The following is a 17,812-nucleotide window of genomic DNA, read 5'->3' as shown; positions in this document are numbered from 1 at the left end:
AAACATTAGCTCAATGCTAATGGGTTGGCCAATTCGGTCTCGTAAAATATGATGACTTTGTGGCGATACTTGATTAAAACACTCGGGTATTAGATAATCGTCATATCATAGGTTTTGAGGGTTTTGGTATGTCGGATGAGTTGCCAATAAAGTTCAGCGATGCAGCAGCTGTTCGTGTTAAACAGTTAATCGAAGAAGAAGAGAATCCAGATCTAAAATTACGTGTTTATGTAACAGGTGGTGGTTGTTCAGGTTTCCAATATGGTTTTACTTTTGATGAAAAAGCCAACCCTGGCGATTTAGAAATTGTAAAAAACGGGGTGACCTTAGTTGTTGATCCAATGAGTATTCAATACCTTGTCGATGGCACAGTGGATTACACTGAAGGCCTTGAAGGAGCACGCTTTTTTGTCAACAACCCCAACGCAACAACAACCTGCGGTTGCGGCGCTAGCTTCAGCGTTTAAAAAATAATTTGAAAAAAGCCACTTGATGTGGCTTTTTTATTGCTTACACTTCCTAATTATCCCAGCCTAACTATACTTACGCATCATTAGAAGGAATTTTGCGTTGCTAAATCTAAGAACAGCACTCGAAAAGAAACCTTATATTTTAGCTATTTTTATTGTACTCGTGATTGTACTTTGGATGCTTTCTGGCATGACTGAGTCACCGGAAGTCGATGATGAAAATAATCACCAAGTTACAAATTCAGACCGAATTGCCAAAGTACAGGTGGTGCGGTTAACCGCACAAAATATAAATAAAAACCTTACTTTTTATGGTAAATCAGAGCCAGATAAAACCGCCAATATTAGTGCCAGACAAGCAGGCCAAGTAACTGAAATTTTGGTTGAAGAGGGGCAGTTTGTAAAACAAAATGAGATTATCTTACGGCTTGATAAATCAGATTTAAAAGCTCAAATAACCTCGGCCAAAGCGCTGGTTGCTCAATATGAAACTGAATATGAAGGCGCATTAAAACTGAATCAGCAAGGGCTGCAAAATAAAGTACAAACGATGCGTGCTCAAGCATTATTGCAACAAGCTAAAGCGGCGCTTGCGAGTTTAGAGCTGATGTATCAGCGCACAGATATTCGAGCGGCATTTGATGGTGTGATCAACAAACGCTTAGTACAAATCGGTGATTATGTTGGCATTGGTGACCCAATTCTGCAATTGGTTGACCTAGACCCTCTGATAGTGAGAGCCGATGCGACACAAAAAGAAATTCAAGGTTTACAGGTTGGTCAAGCCACGTTTGCCCATGTTCTTAATGATAAAACCTACCCAGGAAAAATTCGTTACATCGCCTCCGTCGCAGATGAAAGCACAAATACATTCAGAGTGGAGGCTGCATTTGCGAACCCAGGTATGCACTACAAAGCCGGGTTTTCGACACAATTAAATATCGAGTTACCCGCAGAACCTGCCATGCTTTTAAGCCCTGCTTTTATGGCATTGGATGAGCAAGGCAATATCGGGGTAAAAATAGTCAATGATGATAATAGGGTAGAATTTAAATCGGTAAATTTAGCAAAAACTACCGAAGAAGGTGTGTGGTTGTGGGGCCTAGGTGAGCAAGCAAATGTGATAACTTTAGGGCAGGGCTTTGTCAGAGCAGGAGATAAAGTTGAGCCAGTATTTGCTGAGGTAGCGAGCAAGTAAGTATGAAAAACTTAATTGAGGCGTCGTTAACTCATACCCGCACGGTATTATCTATTTTTATTCTATTGTTGATATCGGGATGGGTGACTTATCAAACCATTCCAAAAGAAGCCAATCCAGATGTCACCATTCCTTTTATATATGTTTCGATTATTCATGATGGCATTTCGCCAGAAGATGCCGAGCGTCTGCTTGTAAGGCCTATGGAGATAGAGCTTCGCTCAATCGAAGGGGTCAAAGAGATGACAGCCGTGGCAAGCGAAGGCCATGCTTCGGTCACACTGGAGTTTCTTGCCGGTATGGACCCTAAAGAAGCGTTGGCAGATGTACGCGATAAAGTGAGTTTGGCAAAAGCGAAGTTACCCTCTGAATCAGAAGAGCCAGAAGTACATGAAATACTGATGGAAGATCAGCAACCAACCATTACTTTAACGTTGTCAGGTAATTCGCCAGAGCGAGGGTTACTCACATTAGCGCGAAACCTTAAAGATGAGCTTGAAAGTATTTCTAGTGTCCTTGAGGTCGATGTCGGTGGTGACCGAGAAGACATGGTTGAAATTGAAGTTGACCCATTAGCCATGATTTCATATGGGCTAGAACCAAGCGATATAATTCAACTGCTGTCGAATAATAACCGTTTGGTCGCAGCAGGAACCCTCGATACAGGCAAAGGTCGCTTTGCGGTAAAAATACCGTCGGTTTTCGAAACGATTCAAGATGTAATGGAACAACCTGTCAAAGTCGTGGGTGACCGCGTTGTGCGTTTTATGGATGTCGCAAAAATTCGCAGAGCCTATAAAGATCCAACCTCAATAGCGCGGATTAATGGTCAACAGGCTGTTTCGTTAGAAGTTAAAAAGCGCGCAGGTGAAAATATTATTGATACCGTTGAGCAGGTTAAACATGTGGTTAATGAAGCTCAAAAGCGTTGGCCTGAGCATGTTCGTGTGGACTACACCGGTGATATGTCGAAAGACGTTAAAATGATGCTGTCAGATTTGCAAAACAACGTGCTTTCGGCCGTTTTGCTGGTGGTGATTGTTATTGTGGCTGTACTAGGTGCTCGTACCGCTTTTTTAGTTGGCATTGCTATCCCCGGTTCATTCCTCACCGGGATTTTGGTCATCTCCATGTTTGGCTTAACGGTAAATATTGTGGTGCTATTTGCACTTATTATGGCCGTGGGGATGCTGGTTGATGGTGCGATTGTGGTTAGTGAGTTTGCTGATCGGGAAATGAGTGAAGGAAAACCTCGCAAAATAGCCTACCGTCATGCAGCCGAGCGAATGGCTTGGCCTATTATCGCGTCAACAGCCACAACCTTAGCTGCATTTGCGCCATTGATTTTCTGGCCGGGAATGATGGGCGAGTTTATGAAATACTTACCAATTACATTAATTGCTACGTTATCGGCATCACTGTTAATGGCCCTTGTATTTGTTCCTACTATTGGCGGCTTAATTGGTAAAACGAGGCCATTATCTGCACAGCAAAAACTTGACTTGGCACTGGCTGAGTCGGGCGATTTAACGCAAATAAAAGGTTTGCTTGGGCGTTATATCCGAATGCTTGACTTTGCTACGCAGCGACCGTGGTGGAGCTTAACTGCTGCGATTATATTCTCTGTTTTGGTGTTTTTTACTTTTGCCGTATCAAAATTAGGGGTTGAGTTTTTCCCCGATGTTGAACCTAATGGCGTCAATATTAAGGTGCGTTCGTACAGCGATTTATCTATTTATGAAAAAGATGTGATCATGAAAGAGATAGAATCAAGGATCTTAGAAGTCCCAGGTATAAAAACCTTGTATGCAAGGACAGGGGGCAAAGATCAGGTGGGAACGTTCAGAATGAATCTTAAAGAGTGGGATGAACGACCGCCAGCCGAGAATATTATTAGCCAAGTAACGGAAATAACAGCCGGTTTCGCAGGTGTTGAAATTGAACTACGCAAGGATGAAAACGGGCCCGGTGGCGGCAAAGCACTGAGTATTGAGCTAAGTTCAAAGTTTGTAGACGTATTAAATAGCGAAGCAAAAAGAGTGCGGCAAGCGATTGAAGATGACGGGGCGTTTCGTAATGTAGACGATACAGCGTCTAAGCCGGGGATTGAGTGGCAGCTTAAGCTTAATCGCTCAGATGCAGCGCGTTTTGGTGCCGATGCAAGTATGTTAGGTGCGAATGTGCAGCTTATTACAAATGGCTTGAAGCTCGGCGAGTACCGACCAGATGATGTCGATGATGAAATTGATATTCGAGTTCGTTTTCCTCACGATAAACGAGATTTAGGCCGCTTAGAAACGTTACGTGTCAAAACCATACACGGACAAGTGCCGATTAGTCATTTTGTTGAGCGCCAAGCCGCTCCTAAAGTTGATACAATTCGCCGTGTTGATTCACAGCGTGTAGTTACCGTTAATGCCGACATGAAGCCAGGTGAGCAGCTTGCCAAAGCGCTGCCACGCTTACAGGCGCAATTAGAAGAGCAAGGTCTCGACCCGCGAGTAAAAATTAAAGTGCGGGGTGAAACTGAAGATCAAGATGAGTCAGAGCTTTTTCTTGAGCAAGCATTTGTAGTTGCCTTGTTCGTGATGGGGATTATATTGGTTACTCAGTTCAATAGTTTCTATCAGGCATTTTTAATTTTAAGTGCCGTGTTATTCTCAACTGTTGGTGTATTCTTAGGTTTAATTGTACTTCAACAGCCCTTTGGTATTGTTATGTCGGGTATTGGCGTAATTTCACTGGCAGGGATTGTCGTTAATAATAATATTGTGCTGATTGACACTTATAACGTGTTGCGTCAGCAGGGCTTGGCTGCAAAAGATGCAATCCTCAGAACAGGGGCACAGCGTTTACGGCCCGTACTGCTTACTACCGTTACGACAATTCTTGGCTTAATGCCGATGGTGCTACAGGTCAACATTGACTTATTTAATCGCCAAATCGACTTTGGGGCACCTTCTACGCAGTGGTGGGTGCAATTAGCAACGGCCGTAGCGGGCGGGTTAACATTTGCAACAGTTTTAACGCTGGTGTTAACACCCTGCTTGCTTATGCTACGAGATCGCGCGCGCTAGTTAATAGAAAGTGACCCTAGTGTTGGGTCACTTTAATCATTAGTAAGAAAAAGCCTAAAACCACTCCAGATATGATCAAAATATAGACGAACCCTTTTTTGCCTTGCTTAATTGGTACACGATTTTGTTTTAAAAAAAGGTACCACGCTACACAGAGTACAATTGGCAACAAAAATAATATACGAAACATTTCCTAGCCTTTTTCAGTATTTACATACACTTTAAGCATAAGTATGCAATTTTTAAAGTTATATTTTCAATTTTACAAGGTTCCAATTGATCGATTTTTTGGTACAGTTAAGCAACTAACAATAGAGCTTGTGCTTTAATTTTAGCTTAAACTTAGACTTGTTCACAAAAACGGTCTATACCTAAAAAATGGACATTTGTATAATTAACCGTTCACAGAAAAAGTTATTAGTATATAATGTGTCCAAGAGTGAGACGGGCAAAATTTCGCTCTAAATTTATTAACTTGAATCATCTAGTAGGAGATGTATTTTATGATGGGTAAAACAGTTTCTTCTGAAGAAAACTCAAAATTAACAAAATGGTTAAAAACTAAACGCCATGAGAAAGGCCATACAATGCGCAGCCTAGCACAGGTTTTAGGTACGCCGCATTCGTTCATTGGTAAAATTGAAAACCAAGAACGTCGTTTAGATGTAATCGAATTTATGCGCTATTGTGATGCGCTAGAAGTGGACCCATACGAAGGTCTTAACTTACTTAAAGAAGCTTAATTATTCATTACACGCAGGCAGCCCTTAGCGTGCGTGGTAATGCAAATAGTGCATGGATGCACTATTTAAGACCCCTCTAAATACTGGTTACATTTAATCACATACGTTCTTATTTTGTTAATTGCTCTTATGATAGTTGCTTTCTAATGCATAAAGTTTGTGGCGTATTAAGAATAAAAATACCAGCGACGGAATAACCATAACGGCAGTAAGCACAAAAAACAGTGCCCAATTCCCTGATAACCAGTCATCAATCACCACACCACTGTAGCTTGAGAGTAGAGTTCGGCCTAAATTTCCTAATGAGGCAAGTAAGGCGTAGTGCGTTGCACTGAAGGCTCGGTCACAGAGCATTGATATAAACGCCACCATGGCAACGAGTGACCAAGCTTGTGTAAAGCCATCAACAATAATAGCAAACGCGTATAGGCTTAATTTAGGGCCTGCCACGGCAATCCACGCAAAGGCTAGGTTAGAAGCAGCCATTGCAATACCACTGATAAATAAGCCTTTTACAATGCCGTAGCGCTGATTGAATAGACTACCTACGAAAGTAAAAGCGATAGTAAGAAAAGCGGTACCCACTTTTGAGAAGGTAGCGATGTCGCTATTGCTAAAGCCAATCTCTTTGTAAAACACGATAGACATGCGCCCTAAAAATGCTTCCCCTATTTTAAATAAGAAGATAAACGCTAGTAGCGCGAGCGCGGTTTTTACCCCGTTGCGTGCAAAGAAGGTTCTAAATGGATCAAAAACGGTTACCGCTAACCATGCAAGTACTTTGGCCAATCGCGTTTGCTGTCCCCCAGCGAGTTTTTGCTGGTAGGTGTGCTCAAGTTCAGCTTGGACAACTTCACGGTTTGATTCAGGCTCTTTTGCCCAAAACACACTGCTCATTAATAGCAGCATGACAACGGATAAGAAAAAATAAACTTGGGGCCAGTCAATGGATGGAATATCTGCCATATAAAAGGGCAGGGCACCTAATAGTGCGTAGCCACTCCACCAACCTGATGTCGCCATAGCGGCGGCTGCCGTCGCTTTATGGCTTTCATTCTCGCTTAACGTATCAATACGAAACGCATCAATGGCTATATCTTGAGTGGCAGAGGCAATGGCGATAACTAAACACAGTGCAGCAGCAAACCAAAGGTTCGCTTTGATATCTAGTCCTGCCAGTGAAAAGGTGCCTATAAAAATCACTGACTGACAAAGCAAAATCCAGCTGCGACGCTGGCCAAGCCATTTAAATAATACTGGCAACTTTACGCGGTCGACCAACGGAGACCATAAAAAGTTAATACTGTATGCACCAAACACAATGCCAAATAAGCCAATCATGCTGCGGCTTAACCCTTCATCTTTCAGCCATGCTGACATCACCGAGCCAATCAGTACCCAAGGAAAGCCACTGCTAATGCCGAAGATAAAAATATTGATCAGACGTTTGTCTTTGAAGTACGAAAAGTACTCTGAGATTGAAAGGGTTTTTGTCATAGTGTTGCCGTGTTTGTGGGGGCGCCAAGCCCCCTAATTATTATTGATTAGCTTCGAGTACTTTTACATTTAAAATAACGACAGGGGTTTTAGGCACAAAGCTGTAACCTATTTTTTCATTGAATGCAGTTTCAACACGCATGATCTTGTCTAAGGTCTCATAACCATCCATAACCATACCAAACACAGCAAATCCCCAATCACGGCCCGGATTCAAGTGATCGTTGTCATCCATGTTAAAGAAGAATTGACGTGTACCTGAGTGCGGTTTACGGTCTTGATAGGCCATGGCGATACTGTACATGTCATTTTTTAGACCGTTACCGCTCTCGTTGAAGATAGGGTCGTTCTCGTGCAGACCGTCGTAGTCTTTATCGTAACCCCCCCCTTGAATTACAAAGTCGCGTTCATTATCTTCATCACGTTCAACGCGATGAAACACGCTTCCTTGATAGCTGCCGTCGGCCACATAAGTTAAGAAGTTATTGACCGTTATAGGGGCGCGAGAGCGATCCATTTCAACAACAATACTTCCCAACGTGGTCACTATTTCGACCCGTGGAAACATGTTGTCTTTTTGAATAAATTTACCTTCAGTTGCCGCGAATGAACTGTGAGCAAATAATAAAATAAAACTAAGTAATAAAATGCGCTTCATAGTTAACCTTCTAAATAGGCGATTAATTCTGGGTCAGATACAATGCGGGTAATTAATTGTTCAGTCAACTTATTCAGCTGACTCTCAATTTTGGCTCGGTCATGGCTTAGAGGGCCTTCAAGGTTCGCATTGCCATGGTAGACTTTACTGAAGCTACTGTCGTTTCTGATAACTCGCACACCAAACTCGATGCTTGCGGCGCTGGTGTGAGTCATCATTTTTTCAGTGACCACTGCTTGTAATTTATGGATATCAATTTCGAAACGCGTGGTGGCAAGATTAGAAATACTGACACCATTGCGGCTCAACGCGCTATCAAGTGCACTTTTAACAGAGTCGGTAATACCTGGGCTTGCAAGCGTTTTGGTTTTATCTGATTCAATAATTTTTAACGTCACATTGTCACCACGTAAATCAATGACACTGGTGCTCACATTACTATTAATTTGAGTGATTTTACCGCTTTGATATACGGGGTTTAAAATTAACTGATTTGGTTGATTGCTGCACGCAGCCAGCAAAAGCACCGCACATAAAGGAAGTATTTTTCTCATTTATATTGCTCCATTAATTATTTTTAATCGCACTAAGCACGACAAACTTTTTATTAGAACCTAATAACTTACAGTTGCCGAACATACGCTTTAATTTTTCATGATAGTCTAAATGACGATTACCAATTATTCTTAACTCGCCGCCAGGTTTAAGCGTCTGTTTAGCTTGTTTAAACATCTGCCAAGCAATGTGGTCTGTGACAGCTTGCGCCTGATGAAAAGGTGGGTTGCATAACACCAGGTCAACACTATTCGCTGCAAAATCGGTTAAGCAGTCGTTTTGCACAAACTCACAGTGTGCTAATTGTTCGGGTAAATTAGTTTCAACATTGAGTCGTGCTGACTCAACCGCCATATACGATTCATCAACAAACGTAAGCTGTGCTTTAGGGCAACGTTTTAAAGCCATTAAACCCACCACACCATTGCCACAACCTAAATCGATGATACTGCGCGCTTTACTGGTTTGTGGTAAATAGTTAAAGAAAAAGCGGGCGCCGATATCTAATGAATCGCGCGAGAAAACATTTGCGTGATTTTGAATTTCAAATTCGCTGCCCTCCAGTGGCCAGCTAACCGGAAATGCAGCGTGTTTATCTAATCCACTTGTTTTACTTATGACTAAGCGTGATTTTTTTACGGCTAAGCTGGTTGTTGTTTCACCGATAAACTGGCTAAACGCTTTTATTGTCGAGTTATGAATCTCTTTAGTTTTTCCCGCGGCTATTACATCAATACCAGCAGGTAATGCTGCACTAATCGCTGCTAATTGATGTTGCAAATAGCCTAAATTTCGTGGCACTTTTAAGATCACTAAATCAACGTGGTTTGGTAAACTCTCAAGTGAGTTTAAGCGCGTTAACGAATCCGCTTTTAACTCATTGGCGTTTAAATTATAAAGGGTGGCCTGATGGGCAATATACGAATCATTAACTGAATAAACGGTTAACTGGTTAAATGCACATGCCAATGCCCCAAAGCTGTCATTGAGAATAAGGACAGAATTTGCGTGTGGATGGTGTTCATGTACATAATCAATTAGGTACTCATCACCAGAGTCCCAGGCTTGGAGGCTACGATTTTTTTGATCTAAAGGAAAACGTTCAAGGGTATAGGTGCTATCACCGAGCTGTGCTTGGGTGGTCATCATGTTTTTACGATAAGTATTTAAGTATAGGTAAATTCTAACATGCAACAGCCAAACGCCAACCCTAATCATCTACCAAATGGCTTTTCTTATCAGGCCCAAGCTCTTAGTGCCCAAAAAAGCCTCGACTTATTTTATTACTTAGAGCAAAACCTACATTGGCAACAGCCCGAAATTACGGTGTATGGCAAACGTCATGTTATCCCACGCTTGCAGTGTTTTATTGCTGATGAAAACGTTAATTACGCTTACTCAGGATCAACATTGATTGTTGAACCTTGGCCTGATGTGCTGGATGCTATGCGAAAACGTTTAACGGCGCAGTTACAGATACCTTTTAATGCTTTATTGGTTAATTTGTATCGAGATGGCCACGACTGTATGGGGTGGCACAGTGATGATGAACCCGAACTTGGCAAGCAACCGACGATTGCGTCTATTTCGCTGGGGGCTGAGCGTGTGTTCAAAATAAAACATAAACACACCAATGAGCAACAGAGTATCGTGCTACAAAGTGGCAGTTGCTTAGTAATGAATGGCACAAGCCAACGGGATTATCTGCATAGTTTACCTAAGCAGCAAAAGCTTAAGCACCCACGAATTAACCTGACCTTTAGATCAATAATGTAAAATCATTGGAAAAATGAACCATCCCCTTGATATAGTAACGCTCAATTATTTTGCTAAAAGGTTTATGACAGATGTCAATGCAACAACAAATTGAGCAAAAGCTCGCCGCGGGTATTCAGTGCAAGCACCTGAATGTTGTTAATGAAAGTCATATGCATAGTCGCGGCACTGATTCACATTTTAAAGTGATTGTAGTGAGTGAAGAGTTCGCAGGTAAGCGCTTACTAGCCCGTCATCGTCAAATAAATGAGTTATTAAAAGATGAGCTTGCTAATCATATTCATGCTTTAGCGATACACACGTTTACGCCTGATGAATTTGCACAACATCAAGGGCAAGCGCCTGAATCACCTGCGTGTATGGGCGGTTCTAAGTTTGATTAATTGGATGGTGTGATCAGTTATATATTTTATATGACTGATCAGACCTGTATTTTTACTATTAGCCTTTAAACTAGCGCTAATTTTTATTGTGATAGATATAGGATGATCAATGGTCATTAAGCCTAAAATTCGTGGATTTATCTGCACTAACGCGCATCCAGTAGGGTGTGCTGAGCACGTACAAGAACAAATTAATTATGTGAAAGCGCAAGGACCACTAAGCAATGCACCTAAAAATGTATTAGTCATTGGTGCGTCAACAGGTTACGGCCTAGCATCACGTATTACGGCTGCATTTGGTGGCGGCGCAAACACCTTAGGTATCTTCTTCGAAAAAGAAGGGGCAGAACGTAAAACAGGGTCTGCTGGCTGGTACAACACCGCTGCATTCCAAGCCGCTGCGGAAGAAGCTGGTCTGTGGTCTAAAAACATCAATGGCGATGCGTTTTCAAATGAAATCAAGCAAAAAGCAATTGAGACTATCAAAGCAGACTTAGGTAAAGTTGATTTAGTTATCTACAGCTTAGCGTCACCACGTCGTACAGACCCAAATACGGGTGAGACATATTCGTCTACATTAAAGCCAATCGGTTCAGATATCACGACTAAAAACTTAAATACGTCTAAGCGTGTGATTGATGAAGTAACGGTTGAAGCGGCAAGCCAAGAAGACATCGACAATACAATTAAAGTAATGGGCGGTGAAGATTGGGAAATGTGGATTGATGCATTAAAAGAAGCCGATGTACTTGCTGATAACTTCAAAACAACAGCGTATACCTATATTGGTAAAGAGTTAACGTGGCCAATTTACGGTCATGCGACAATTGGTAAAGCAAAAGAAGACCTTGACCGTGCAACGCAAGCGATTAAAGAGTCAACAAAAGACTTAAATGGCGAAGCGTATGTGTCTTCTTTAAATGCTGTGGTAACGCAGGCAAGCTCGGCAATTCCAATTATGCCACTTTATATCTCTGCATTATTCAAAGTAATGAAAGCAGATGGTACGTACGAAGGCACCATTGAGCAAATTCACGCGCTATTTACTGAAAACCTTTACGGCGACACGCCTCGTTTTGATGACGGTGGTCATTTATTCCAAAACTACAAAGAGTTGGAAGACGATGTGCAAGCACGTGTACAACATGTTTGGGATACCGTTGATACAGAAACGATTGACGAATTAACCGATTACGTGGGTTACCATAATGAGTTTTTACGTTTATTCGGTTTTGGTATCGACAGCGTTGATTACGAGCAAGATGTGAATCCTGTTGTTGAAATTTCTCAGTTGATCGATTAATCGATAAAAAACGTTAAATTTATAAAAGTCGCTTTTTTAAGCGACTTTTTTGTTTTTTCTCTAAAATAAAACGGCATCAATAGCACTTTGGTCTATATTGAATTTTATTCAAATGGATTTTGTAGTCTAAATAATCACATCAGTCGTATAAATTTAATATTTGCTCTCGCATAGTCACCCTGATTGATGTTAAAATTCGGGCAATATATGTGAGGAGTTTACTGCGTTGCTTGTTTGGGGTGTTAAACAAGCTGTTCTTAGATACTAAGAATTTGACTTGAGCATATCAAAGAGCGACGTAGTTGGTACGATTTTTCAGTTTCTTTCCGTTAATGTAATGCAAGTGCGTATGATCAACATAAAAAAAGGTCTGGATTTACCGATAGAGGGCGCACCTCAGCAAGTTATTCATGATGGCTCTGCCGTCAAACGTGTAGCTGTGCTAGGTGAAGAATATATTGGTATGCGTCCAACCATGCATGTCCGCGTGGATGACCAAGTCAAAAAAGGCCAGGTACTTTTTGAAGACAAAAAGAACCCAGGCGTATTATTTACTGCACCAGCTTCTGGGGTAGTTAAAGAAATTAATCGTGGTGCTAAACGTGTGCTGCAATCTGTTGTTATTGAAGTTAATGGCAGTGAGCAAATCACCTTTGACTCTTTCAAGGCCGACGAGCTTTCGAGCTTAGACCGTGAAAAAGTGAAAGAAGTACTTGTTCAGTCAGGCCAATGGACAGCACTTCGTGCTCGCCCATTCAGCAGAATAGCTGCGTTGGATGCAAATCCTAGCTCTATTTTTGTAACGGCTATCGACACTAACCCGTTAGCTGCAGATCCTGCAGTTATTATTGCTGAGAATTCTGCAGCATTTGAAGCGGGTTTAGCGGTGGTATCTCGTTTAACTGACGGCAAAGTATTTGTTTGTAAACACGCTGGTAGCCAAGTGCCTAGTTCATCAATCCCTCAAGTAGAAGTACATGAGTTTGGTGGCAAACACCCGGCAGGCCTAGTGGGTACACACATTCATCACTTAGACCCAGTTTCTGCTAGCAAGCAGGTTTGGCACTTAGGTTACCAAGACGTTATTGCCTTTGGTAATTTATTCCTAACAGGTGAAATCTTCACAGATCGTGTTGTTTCGCTTGCAGGTCCTCGTGTTAAAAACCCACGCTTAGTGAAAACTCAGTTAGGTGCTTCTTTAGATGATTTAGTCGCTGGTGAATTAGAAGACGGTGATAACCGTGTTATTTCTGGTTCTGTTTTATCAGGTTCTATTTCACAAGGTCCACATGCGTTCTTAGGTCGTTACCATGTTCAAGTATCTGTATTACTTGAAGGTCGCGAAAAAGAATTGTTTGGTTGGATTGCGCCAGGTTCTGACAAGTTCTCAGTAACACGTACCTTCTTATCTCACCTAACGCCAAGCCGTCTATTCAACATGACGACTTCGACAGGTGGTTCTAAGCGTGCCATGGTTCCAATTGGTAGCTATGAGCGTGTTATGCCTTTAGACATCTTACCTACATTATTACTACGTGACTTAATTGCACGTGACCTTGATAGTGCTATAACGTTAGGTGCTCTAGAGCTTGATGAAGAAGATTTAGCGTTATGTACCTTCGTTTGTCCAGGTAAATACGAGTACGGTTCAATCCTACGCGATTGCTTGACTACGATCGAGAAGGAAGGCTAGAGAGATGGGTTTAAAGAAATTTCTAGAAGATATTGAGCCGCATTTTGAACCGGGTGGTAAACACGAAAAATGGTATGCGCTTTACGAAGCTGCAGCGACTATTTTTTACACGCCTGGTTACGTAAATAAAGGCAAAACACACGTTCGCGATAACATCGACCTAAAACGTATGATGATTTTAGTGTGGATGGCGACGTTCCCTGCTATGTTCTTTGGTATGTTCAACATCGGTCATCAGGCCGCAGGTGCGCTTGCACAAGGTTTTGAACTAGCAAACTCATGGCAAGTTGGTCTGTTCCAATTGTTTGGCGGTGAATTATCTGCTGAATCAGGTTGGGGCGCGAAAATGTTTTACGGTGCCTGCTTCTTCCTACCAATCTACGCGACAACATTTATTGTCGGTGGTTTCTGGGAAGTATTATTTGCTTCAGTGCGTAAGCACGAAGTAAATGAAGGTTTCTTCGTAACGTCTGTATTATTTGCACTAATCCTGCCTGCAACGATTCCACTATGGCAAGTTGCGCTAGGTATTACGTTTGGTGTTGTAATCGCTAAAGAGATCTTTGGTGGTACAGGTCGTAACTTCCTAAACCCTGCGCTTGCTGGTCGTGCGTTCTTATTCTTCGCATACCCTGCACAAATTTCAGGTGACACAGTATGGACAGCAGTAGATTCATTCTCTGGTGCAACTATGCTAGGTCAGGCAGTTGTTGGCTCACTTGATTACAGCAACATGGAACTATGGTGGAATGCATTCTACGGTTTCATTCAAGGTTCTGTTGGTGAAACATCAACACTTGCACTATTAATCGGTGGTTTATTCCTGATTTATGTGCGTATTGCTTCATGGCGTATCGTGCTAGGTGTTTTCCTAGGTATGGTTGCAACGTCATTCTTACTAAACACGGTTGGTTCTGAAACGAACGCTGTATTTGCTATGCCTTGGCACTGGCACTTAGTATTGGGTGGTTTTGCATTTGGTATGTTCTTCATGGCAACAGACCCAGTATCTGCATCATTCACAGACAAAGGTAAGTTCGCTTACGGTGCGTTAATCGGCTTTATGGTTGTAATGATCCGTGTTGTTAACCCGGCATTCCCAGAAGGTATGATGCTAGCAATCTTATTTGCTAACTTATTTGCGCCATTATTCGATCACTTTGTAGTGCAAGCTAATATCAAGCGGAGGTTGGCACGTAATGTCTAGTAATAACGAATCAATCGGCAAAACGCTAACCGTTGTTGTTGCACTATGTTTAGTGTGTGCAATCATCGTATCGTTTGCTTCAGTTCAGCTTCGTCCTTTACAGCAAGCTAACAAAACACAAGATATTCAGCGTAATATCTTAGCGGCTGCAGACATTGAAGTTTCGGGTACTGTTTCAGATACCTTCAACTCAAAAATTGAAGCACGCGTAGTAGACATGAGCACAGGTGAGTTTGTTGAAGGTGTTGATCCTAACTCATTTGATTTCGAGAAATCTAAATTCGACCAAGCGCGTAGCTTTGCGTTGAAAGCAGAAGGAATTAAAGACATCGCGGGTATCCAGCGTATGACGAAAAATTCACCTGTTTATATCTCGAAAAAAGCAGATGGTTCTACAGATGCAATCATTCTTCCTATCCAAGGTTACGGCCTTTGGGGTGTAATGTATGGCTTCTTAGCGCTTGAGAGCGATGGTGAAACTGTTAAGAACATCAATTTCTTCAAGCACAATGAAACGCCTGGTCTTGGTGGTGAGATTCAAAACCCACAATGGACTGCTAAATGGCAAGGTAAAGAGTTACCAATCAATATCATGAAGAGCGGTGCGAGCAATGAACATCAAATCGATGGTCTTTCAGGTGCAACGTTAACGTCAAACGGTGTTGATCATACAGTTGACTTCTGGACTGGCGAGCATGGCTTTGGTCCATTCCTTGCGAAAGTACGTGAAGGAGCGTTGAAATAATGGCTGATACTAAAGAAATGAAGTCGGTCCTATTTGGCCCGGTATTCGCAAATAACCCAATCGCACTTCAAGTACTTGGTATTTGTTCTGCGCTAGCGGTTACATCAAGCTTAAAAAATGCACTAATCATGTCAATCGCATTGACACTTGTAACTGCGTTTTCTAGCTTCTTTATCTCATGTATTCGTAACCAGATCCCATCATCTGTACGTATTATCGTGCAAATGACGATCATTGCGTCACTGGTAATCGTTGTTGACCAAGTTTTACAGGCATTCTCTTACGCAACTGCAAAAGAGCTATCTGTATTCGTTGGTCTAATCATTACTAACTGTATCGTAATGGGTCGTGCGGAAGCATACGCAATGAAATCACCACCACTGATGTCTTTCTTAGACGGTATCGGTAATGGTTTAGGCTACTCAGTCGTGCTATTGACGGTTGGTTTCATCCGTGAGTTATTCGGTAAAGGTTCACTATTCGGTGTTGATATTATCCCACTTGTACAAAATGGTGGCTGGTATCAACCAATGGGTCTATTGATTTTACCACCGAGTGCATTCTTCATTATTGGTTTATTCATTTGGGTACTTCGTACCGTTAAGAAAGACCAAGTAGAAGCAAAAGCGTAAGGGGCGAGCAGTGGAACATTATATTAGTTTATTTGTAAAAGCGGTTTTCATTGAAAACTTAGCTTTAGCCTTCTTCCTAGGTATGTGTACTTTCCTTGCAGTATCAAAGAAAGTAACTACATCAATCGGCCTAGGTGTGGCAGTTATCGTGGTATTGGGTATTTCAGTACCAGTAAATAACTTGGTTTACCACGCTGTTCTTGCACCGGGTGCATTAGAGTGGCTTGGCTACCCAGAAGCAGACCTTAGCTTCTTACGTTTCTTGACATTTATTGGTGTTATTGCAGCACTTGTACAAATTCTTGAAATGGCATTAGATAAGTTCTTCCCTGCACTATACAACGCGTTAGGTATCTTCTTACCTTTGATCACAGTTAACTGTGCAATCTTCGGTGCGGTATCTTTCATGGTTGAACGTAACTATAACTTCGGCGAGTCTGTTGTTTATGGTATCGGTTCAGGTGTGGGCTGGGCACTAGCAATTACATTACTTGCTGGTATCCGTGAAAAAATGAAGTACTCAGACGTTCCTGATGGCTTACGTGGTTTAGGTATTACTTTCATCACTGTTGGTCTTATGGGTCTTGGCTTTATGTCATTCTCTGGTATTTCACTTTAAGGTAGCGAGGATAAATCATGAATGAGATTTTCTTAGGTGTTGGTGTTTTCATCGCTATCGTTGTACTACTAGTTTTAGTCATCATTGGTGCTAAATCTAAGTTAGTTGCAAGCGGCGATATCATCATCGGTATTAATGGCGACCCAGAAAAAGCTATTAAAACATCTGCAGGTAGCAAGCTATTAGGCGCGCTGTCTGATTCAGGTATTTTCGTATCATCTGCATGTGGTGGCGGTGGCTCATGTGGCCAGTGTCGTGTACACATTAAAGAAGGTGGCGGCGATATCTTACCAACAGAACTTGATCACATCTCTAAAGGTGAAGCCCGTGAAGGCTGCCGTTTAGCGTGTCAGGTTAATGTTAAAAACGACATGGAAATTGAACTTGAAGAGTCAATTTTCGGTGTTAAGAAGTGGGATTGTGAAGTTATCTCAAACGATAACAAAGCAACGTTTATCAAGGAACTTAAGTTACAAATTCCTGATGGCGAATCAGTTCCGTTCCGTGCCGGTGGTTATATTCAAATCGAAGCCCCTGCGCACCACGTTAAATACGCTGACTTCGATATTCCTGAAGAATATCGTGGCGACTGGAACCACTTTGGTTTCTTCGATCTGGAGTCTAAAGTAGACGACGAAACAATTCGTGCTTACTCAATGGCTAACTACCCAGAAGAAGAAGGCATTATTATGCTTAACGTGCGTATCGCTACGCCGCCGCCAAGAGACCTAAGCCTTCCATGTGGTAAAATGTCGTCGTACATTTGGTCACTTAAAGCAGGCGATAAGGTTACTATTTCTGGTCCATTCGGTGAATTCTTCGCGAAAGACACTGATGCAGAAATGGTATTCGTAGGTGGTGGTGCAGGTATGGCACCAATGCGTTCACATATCTTTGACCAACTTAAGCGCTTAAAATCTAAGCGTAAGATGAGTTTCTGGTATGGTGCGCGTTCTAAGCGTGAAATGTTCTATGTTGAAGATTTCGACGGCTTAGCAGCAGAAAATGATAACTTTGTATGGCATACAGCACTGTCTGATCCACAACCAGAAGATAACTGGGAAGGTTACACAGGCTTCATCCATAACGTACTTTATGAAAACTACTTGAAAGATCATGAAGCGCCAGAAGATTGTGAGTTCTACATGTGTGGTCCTCCAATGATGAATGCAGCTGTTATCAACATGCTTAAAGACTTAGGTGTAGAAGACGAAAACATCTTATTAGATGACTTCGGTGGCTAACACCCATACACA

At 42.0% G+C, this 17,812-nt stretch carries 17 protein-coding genes; 13 read left to right on the top strand and 4 right to left on the bottom strand.

The window, feature by feature from the left end:
• Positions 1-128 precede the first annotated feature (128 nt).
• From erpA to H3302_RS11895, 4 genes are all read left to right on the top strand, one after another.
• Positions 129-467, top strand: a complete 339-nt coding sequence (erpA, locus tag H3302_RS11910) for an iron-sulfur cluster insertion protein ErpA (protein ID WP_036966451.1) — start codon at positions 129-131, stop codon at positions 465-467.
• Between the two features lie 103 nt (positions 468-570).
• Positions 571-1,668, top strand: coding sequence for an efflux RND transporter periplasmic adaptor subunit (locus tag H3302_RS11905; protein WP_036966455.1), 1,098 nt, complete (start codon positions 571-573; stop codon positions 1,666-1,668).
• A 2-nt stretch (positions 1,669-1,670) separates the two neighbouring features.
• Positions 1,671-4,745 carry an efflux RND transporter permease subunit gene (locus tag H3302_RS11900; protein WP_065978657.1) on the top strand — a complete coding sequence of 1,025 codons (3,075 nt, stop codon included), beginning with the start codon at positions 1,671-1,673 and terminating at the stop codon, positions 4,743-4,745.
• A 503-nt stretch (positions 4,746-5,248) separates the two neighbouring features.
• On the top strand, positions 5,249-5,488 hold the full coding sequence (locus tag H3302_RS11895) for a helix-turn-helix transcriptional regulator (protein WP_036966461.1): 240 nt from the start codon (positions 5,249-5,251) through the stop codon (positions 5,486-5,488).
• A 117-nt stretch (positions 5,489-5,605) separates the two neighbouring features.
• On the opposite strand, the gene H3302_RS11890 is transcribed toward H3302_RS11895, so the two are convergent.
• From H3302_RS11890 to H3302_RS11875, 4 genes are read right to left on the bottom strand one after another with little or no spacing between them, the layout of a single operon-like run.
• A complete protein-coding gene (locus H3302_RS11890; protein WP_182395345.1) occupies positions 5,606-6,985 on the bottom strand; it encodes an AmpG family muropeptide MFS transporter in 1,380 nt (459 codons plus the stop codon).
• A 40-nt stretch (positions 6,986-7,025) separates the two neighbouring features.
• The gene (locus H3302_RS11885) at positions 7,026-7,643 is read right to left on the bottom strand and encodes a peptidylprolyl isomerase (RefSeq protein WP_036966468.1); all 618 of its coding nucleotides are present in this window, start codon (positions 7,641-7,643) and stop codon (positions 7,026-7,028) included.
• 2 nt (positions 7,644-7,645) lie between these two features.
• Positions 7,646-8,197, bottom strand: a complete 552-nt coding sequence (locus H3302_RS11880; protein WP_036966471.1) for a YajG family lipoprotein — start codon at positions 8,195-8,197, stop codon at positions 7,646-7,648.
• A gap of 13 nt (positions 8,198-8,210) precedes the next feature.
• Positions 8,211-9,344 (bottom strand): methyltransferase, encoded by a 1,134-nt coding sequence (locus tag H3302_RS11875; protein WP_182396417.1) that lies wholly within the window; start codon positions 9,342-9,344, stop codon positions 8,211-8,213.
• 42 nt (positions 9,345-9,386) lie between these two features.
• Between H3302_RS11875 and H3302_RS11870 the strand changes: the two genes are divergently transcribed.
• From H3302_RS11870 to nqrF, 9 genes are all read left to right on the top strand, one after another.
• On the top strand, positions 9,387-9,974 hold the full coding sequence (locus H3302_RS11870; RefSeq protein ID WP_075594431.1) for an alpha-ketoglutarate-dependent dioxygenase AlkB: 588 nt from the start codon (positions 9,387-9,389) through the stop codon (positions 9,972-9,974).
• 71 nt (positions 9,975-10,045) lie between these two features.
• Positions 10,046-10,357, top strand: a complete 312-nt coding sequence (locus H3302_RS11865; protein WP_074989043.1) for a BolA family transcriptional regulator — start codon at positions 10,046-10,048, stop codon at positions 10,355-10,357.
• A 109-nt stretch (positions 10,358-10,466) separates the two neighbouring features.
• A complete protein-coding gene (fabV, locus tag H3302_RS11860; RefSeq protein ID WP_065978656.1) occupies positions 10,467-11,660 on the top strand; it encodes an enoyl-ACP reductase FabV in 1,194 nt (397 codons plus the stop codon).
• Between the two features lie 349 nt (positions 11,661-12,009).
• Positions 12,010-13,353 carry a Na(+)-translocating NADH-quinone reductase subunit A gene (locus H3302_RS11855; RefSeq protein ID WP_036969071.1) on the top strand — a complete coding sequence of 448 codons (1,344 nt, stop codon included), beginning with the start codon at positions 12,010-12,012 and terminating at the stop codon, positions 13,351-13,353.
• Positions 13,354-13,357: 4 nt separating this feature from the next.
• Entirely contained in the window at positions 13,358-14,560 is a 1,203-nt protein-coding gene (locus tag H3302_RS11850; RefSeq protein WP_036966483.1) for an NADH:ubiquinone reductase (Na(+)-transporting) subunit B, read from the top strand.
• On the top strand, positions 14,553-15,305 hold the full coding sequence (locus tag H3302_RS11845) for a Na(+)-translocating NADH-quinone reductase subunit C (protein WP_036966485.1): 753 nt from the start codon (positions 14,553-14,555) through the stop codon (positions 15,303-15,305). Before H3302_RS11850 ends, H3302_RS11845 begins: the two co-directional genes overlap by 8 nt.
• Entirely contained in the window at positions 15,305-15,937 is a 633-nt protein-coding gene (locus tag H3302_RS11840; protein WP_036966488.1) for an NADH:ubiquinone reductase (Na(+)-transporting) subunit D, read from the top strand. The genes H3302_RS11845 and H3302_RS11840 overlap by 1 nt, the downstream gene beginning before the upstream one ends.
• A gap of 10 nt (positions 15,938-15,947) precedes the next feature.
• Entirely contained in the window at positions 15,948-16,556 is a 609-nt protein-coding gene (gene nqrE, locus H3302_RS11835; protein ID WP_016708692.1) for an NADH:ubiquinone reductase (Na(+)-transporting) subunit E, read from the top strand.
• Between the two features lie 17 nt (positions 16,557-16,573).
• A complete protein-coding gene (gene nqrF / locus H3302_RS11830) occupies positions 16,574-17,800 on the top strand; it encodes an NADH:ubiquinone reductase (Na(+)-transporting) subunit F (RefSeq protein WP_036966491.1) in 1,227 nt (408 codons plus the stop codon).
• The last annotated feature ends 12 nt before the right edge of the window (positions 17,801-17,812 follow it).

Source organism: Pseudoalteromonas sp. MT33b, assembly GCF_014117385.1.
Classification (GTDB): domain Bacteria; phylum Pseudomonadota; class Gammaproteobacteria; order Enterobacterales; family Alteromonadaceae; genus Pseudoalteromonas; species Pseudoalteromonas lipolytica.
This window is presented reverse-complemented; position numbering and strand designations above follow the sequence as displayed.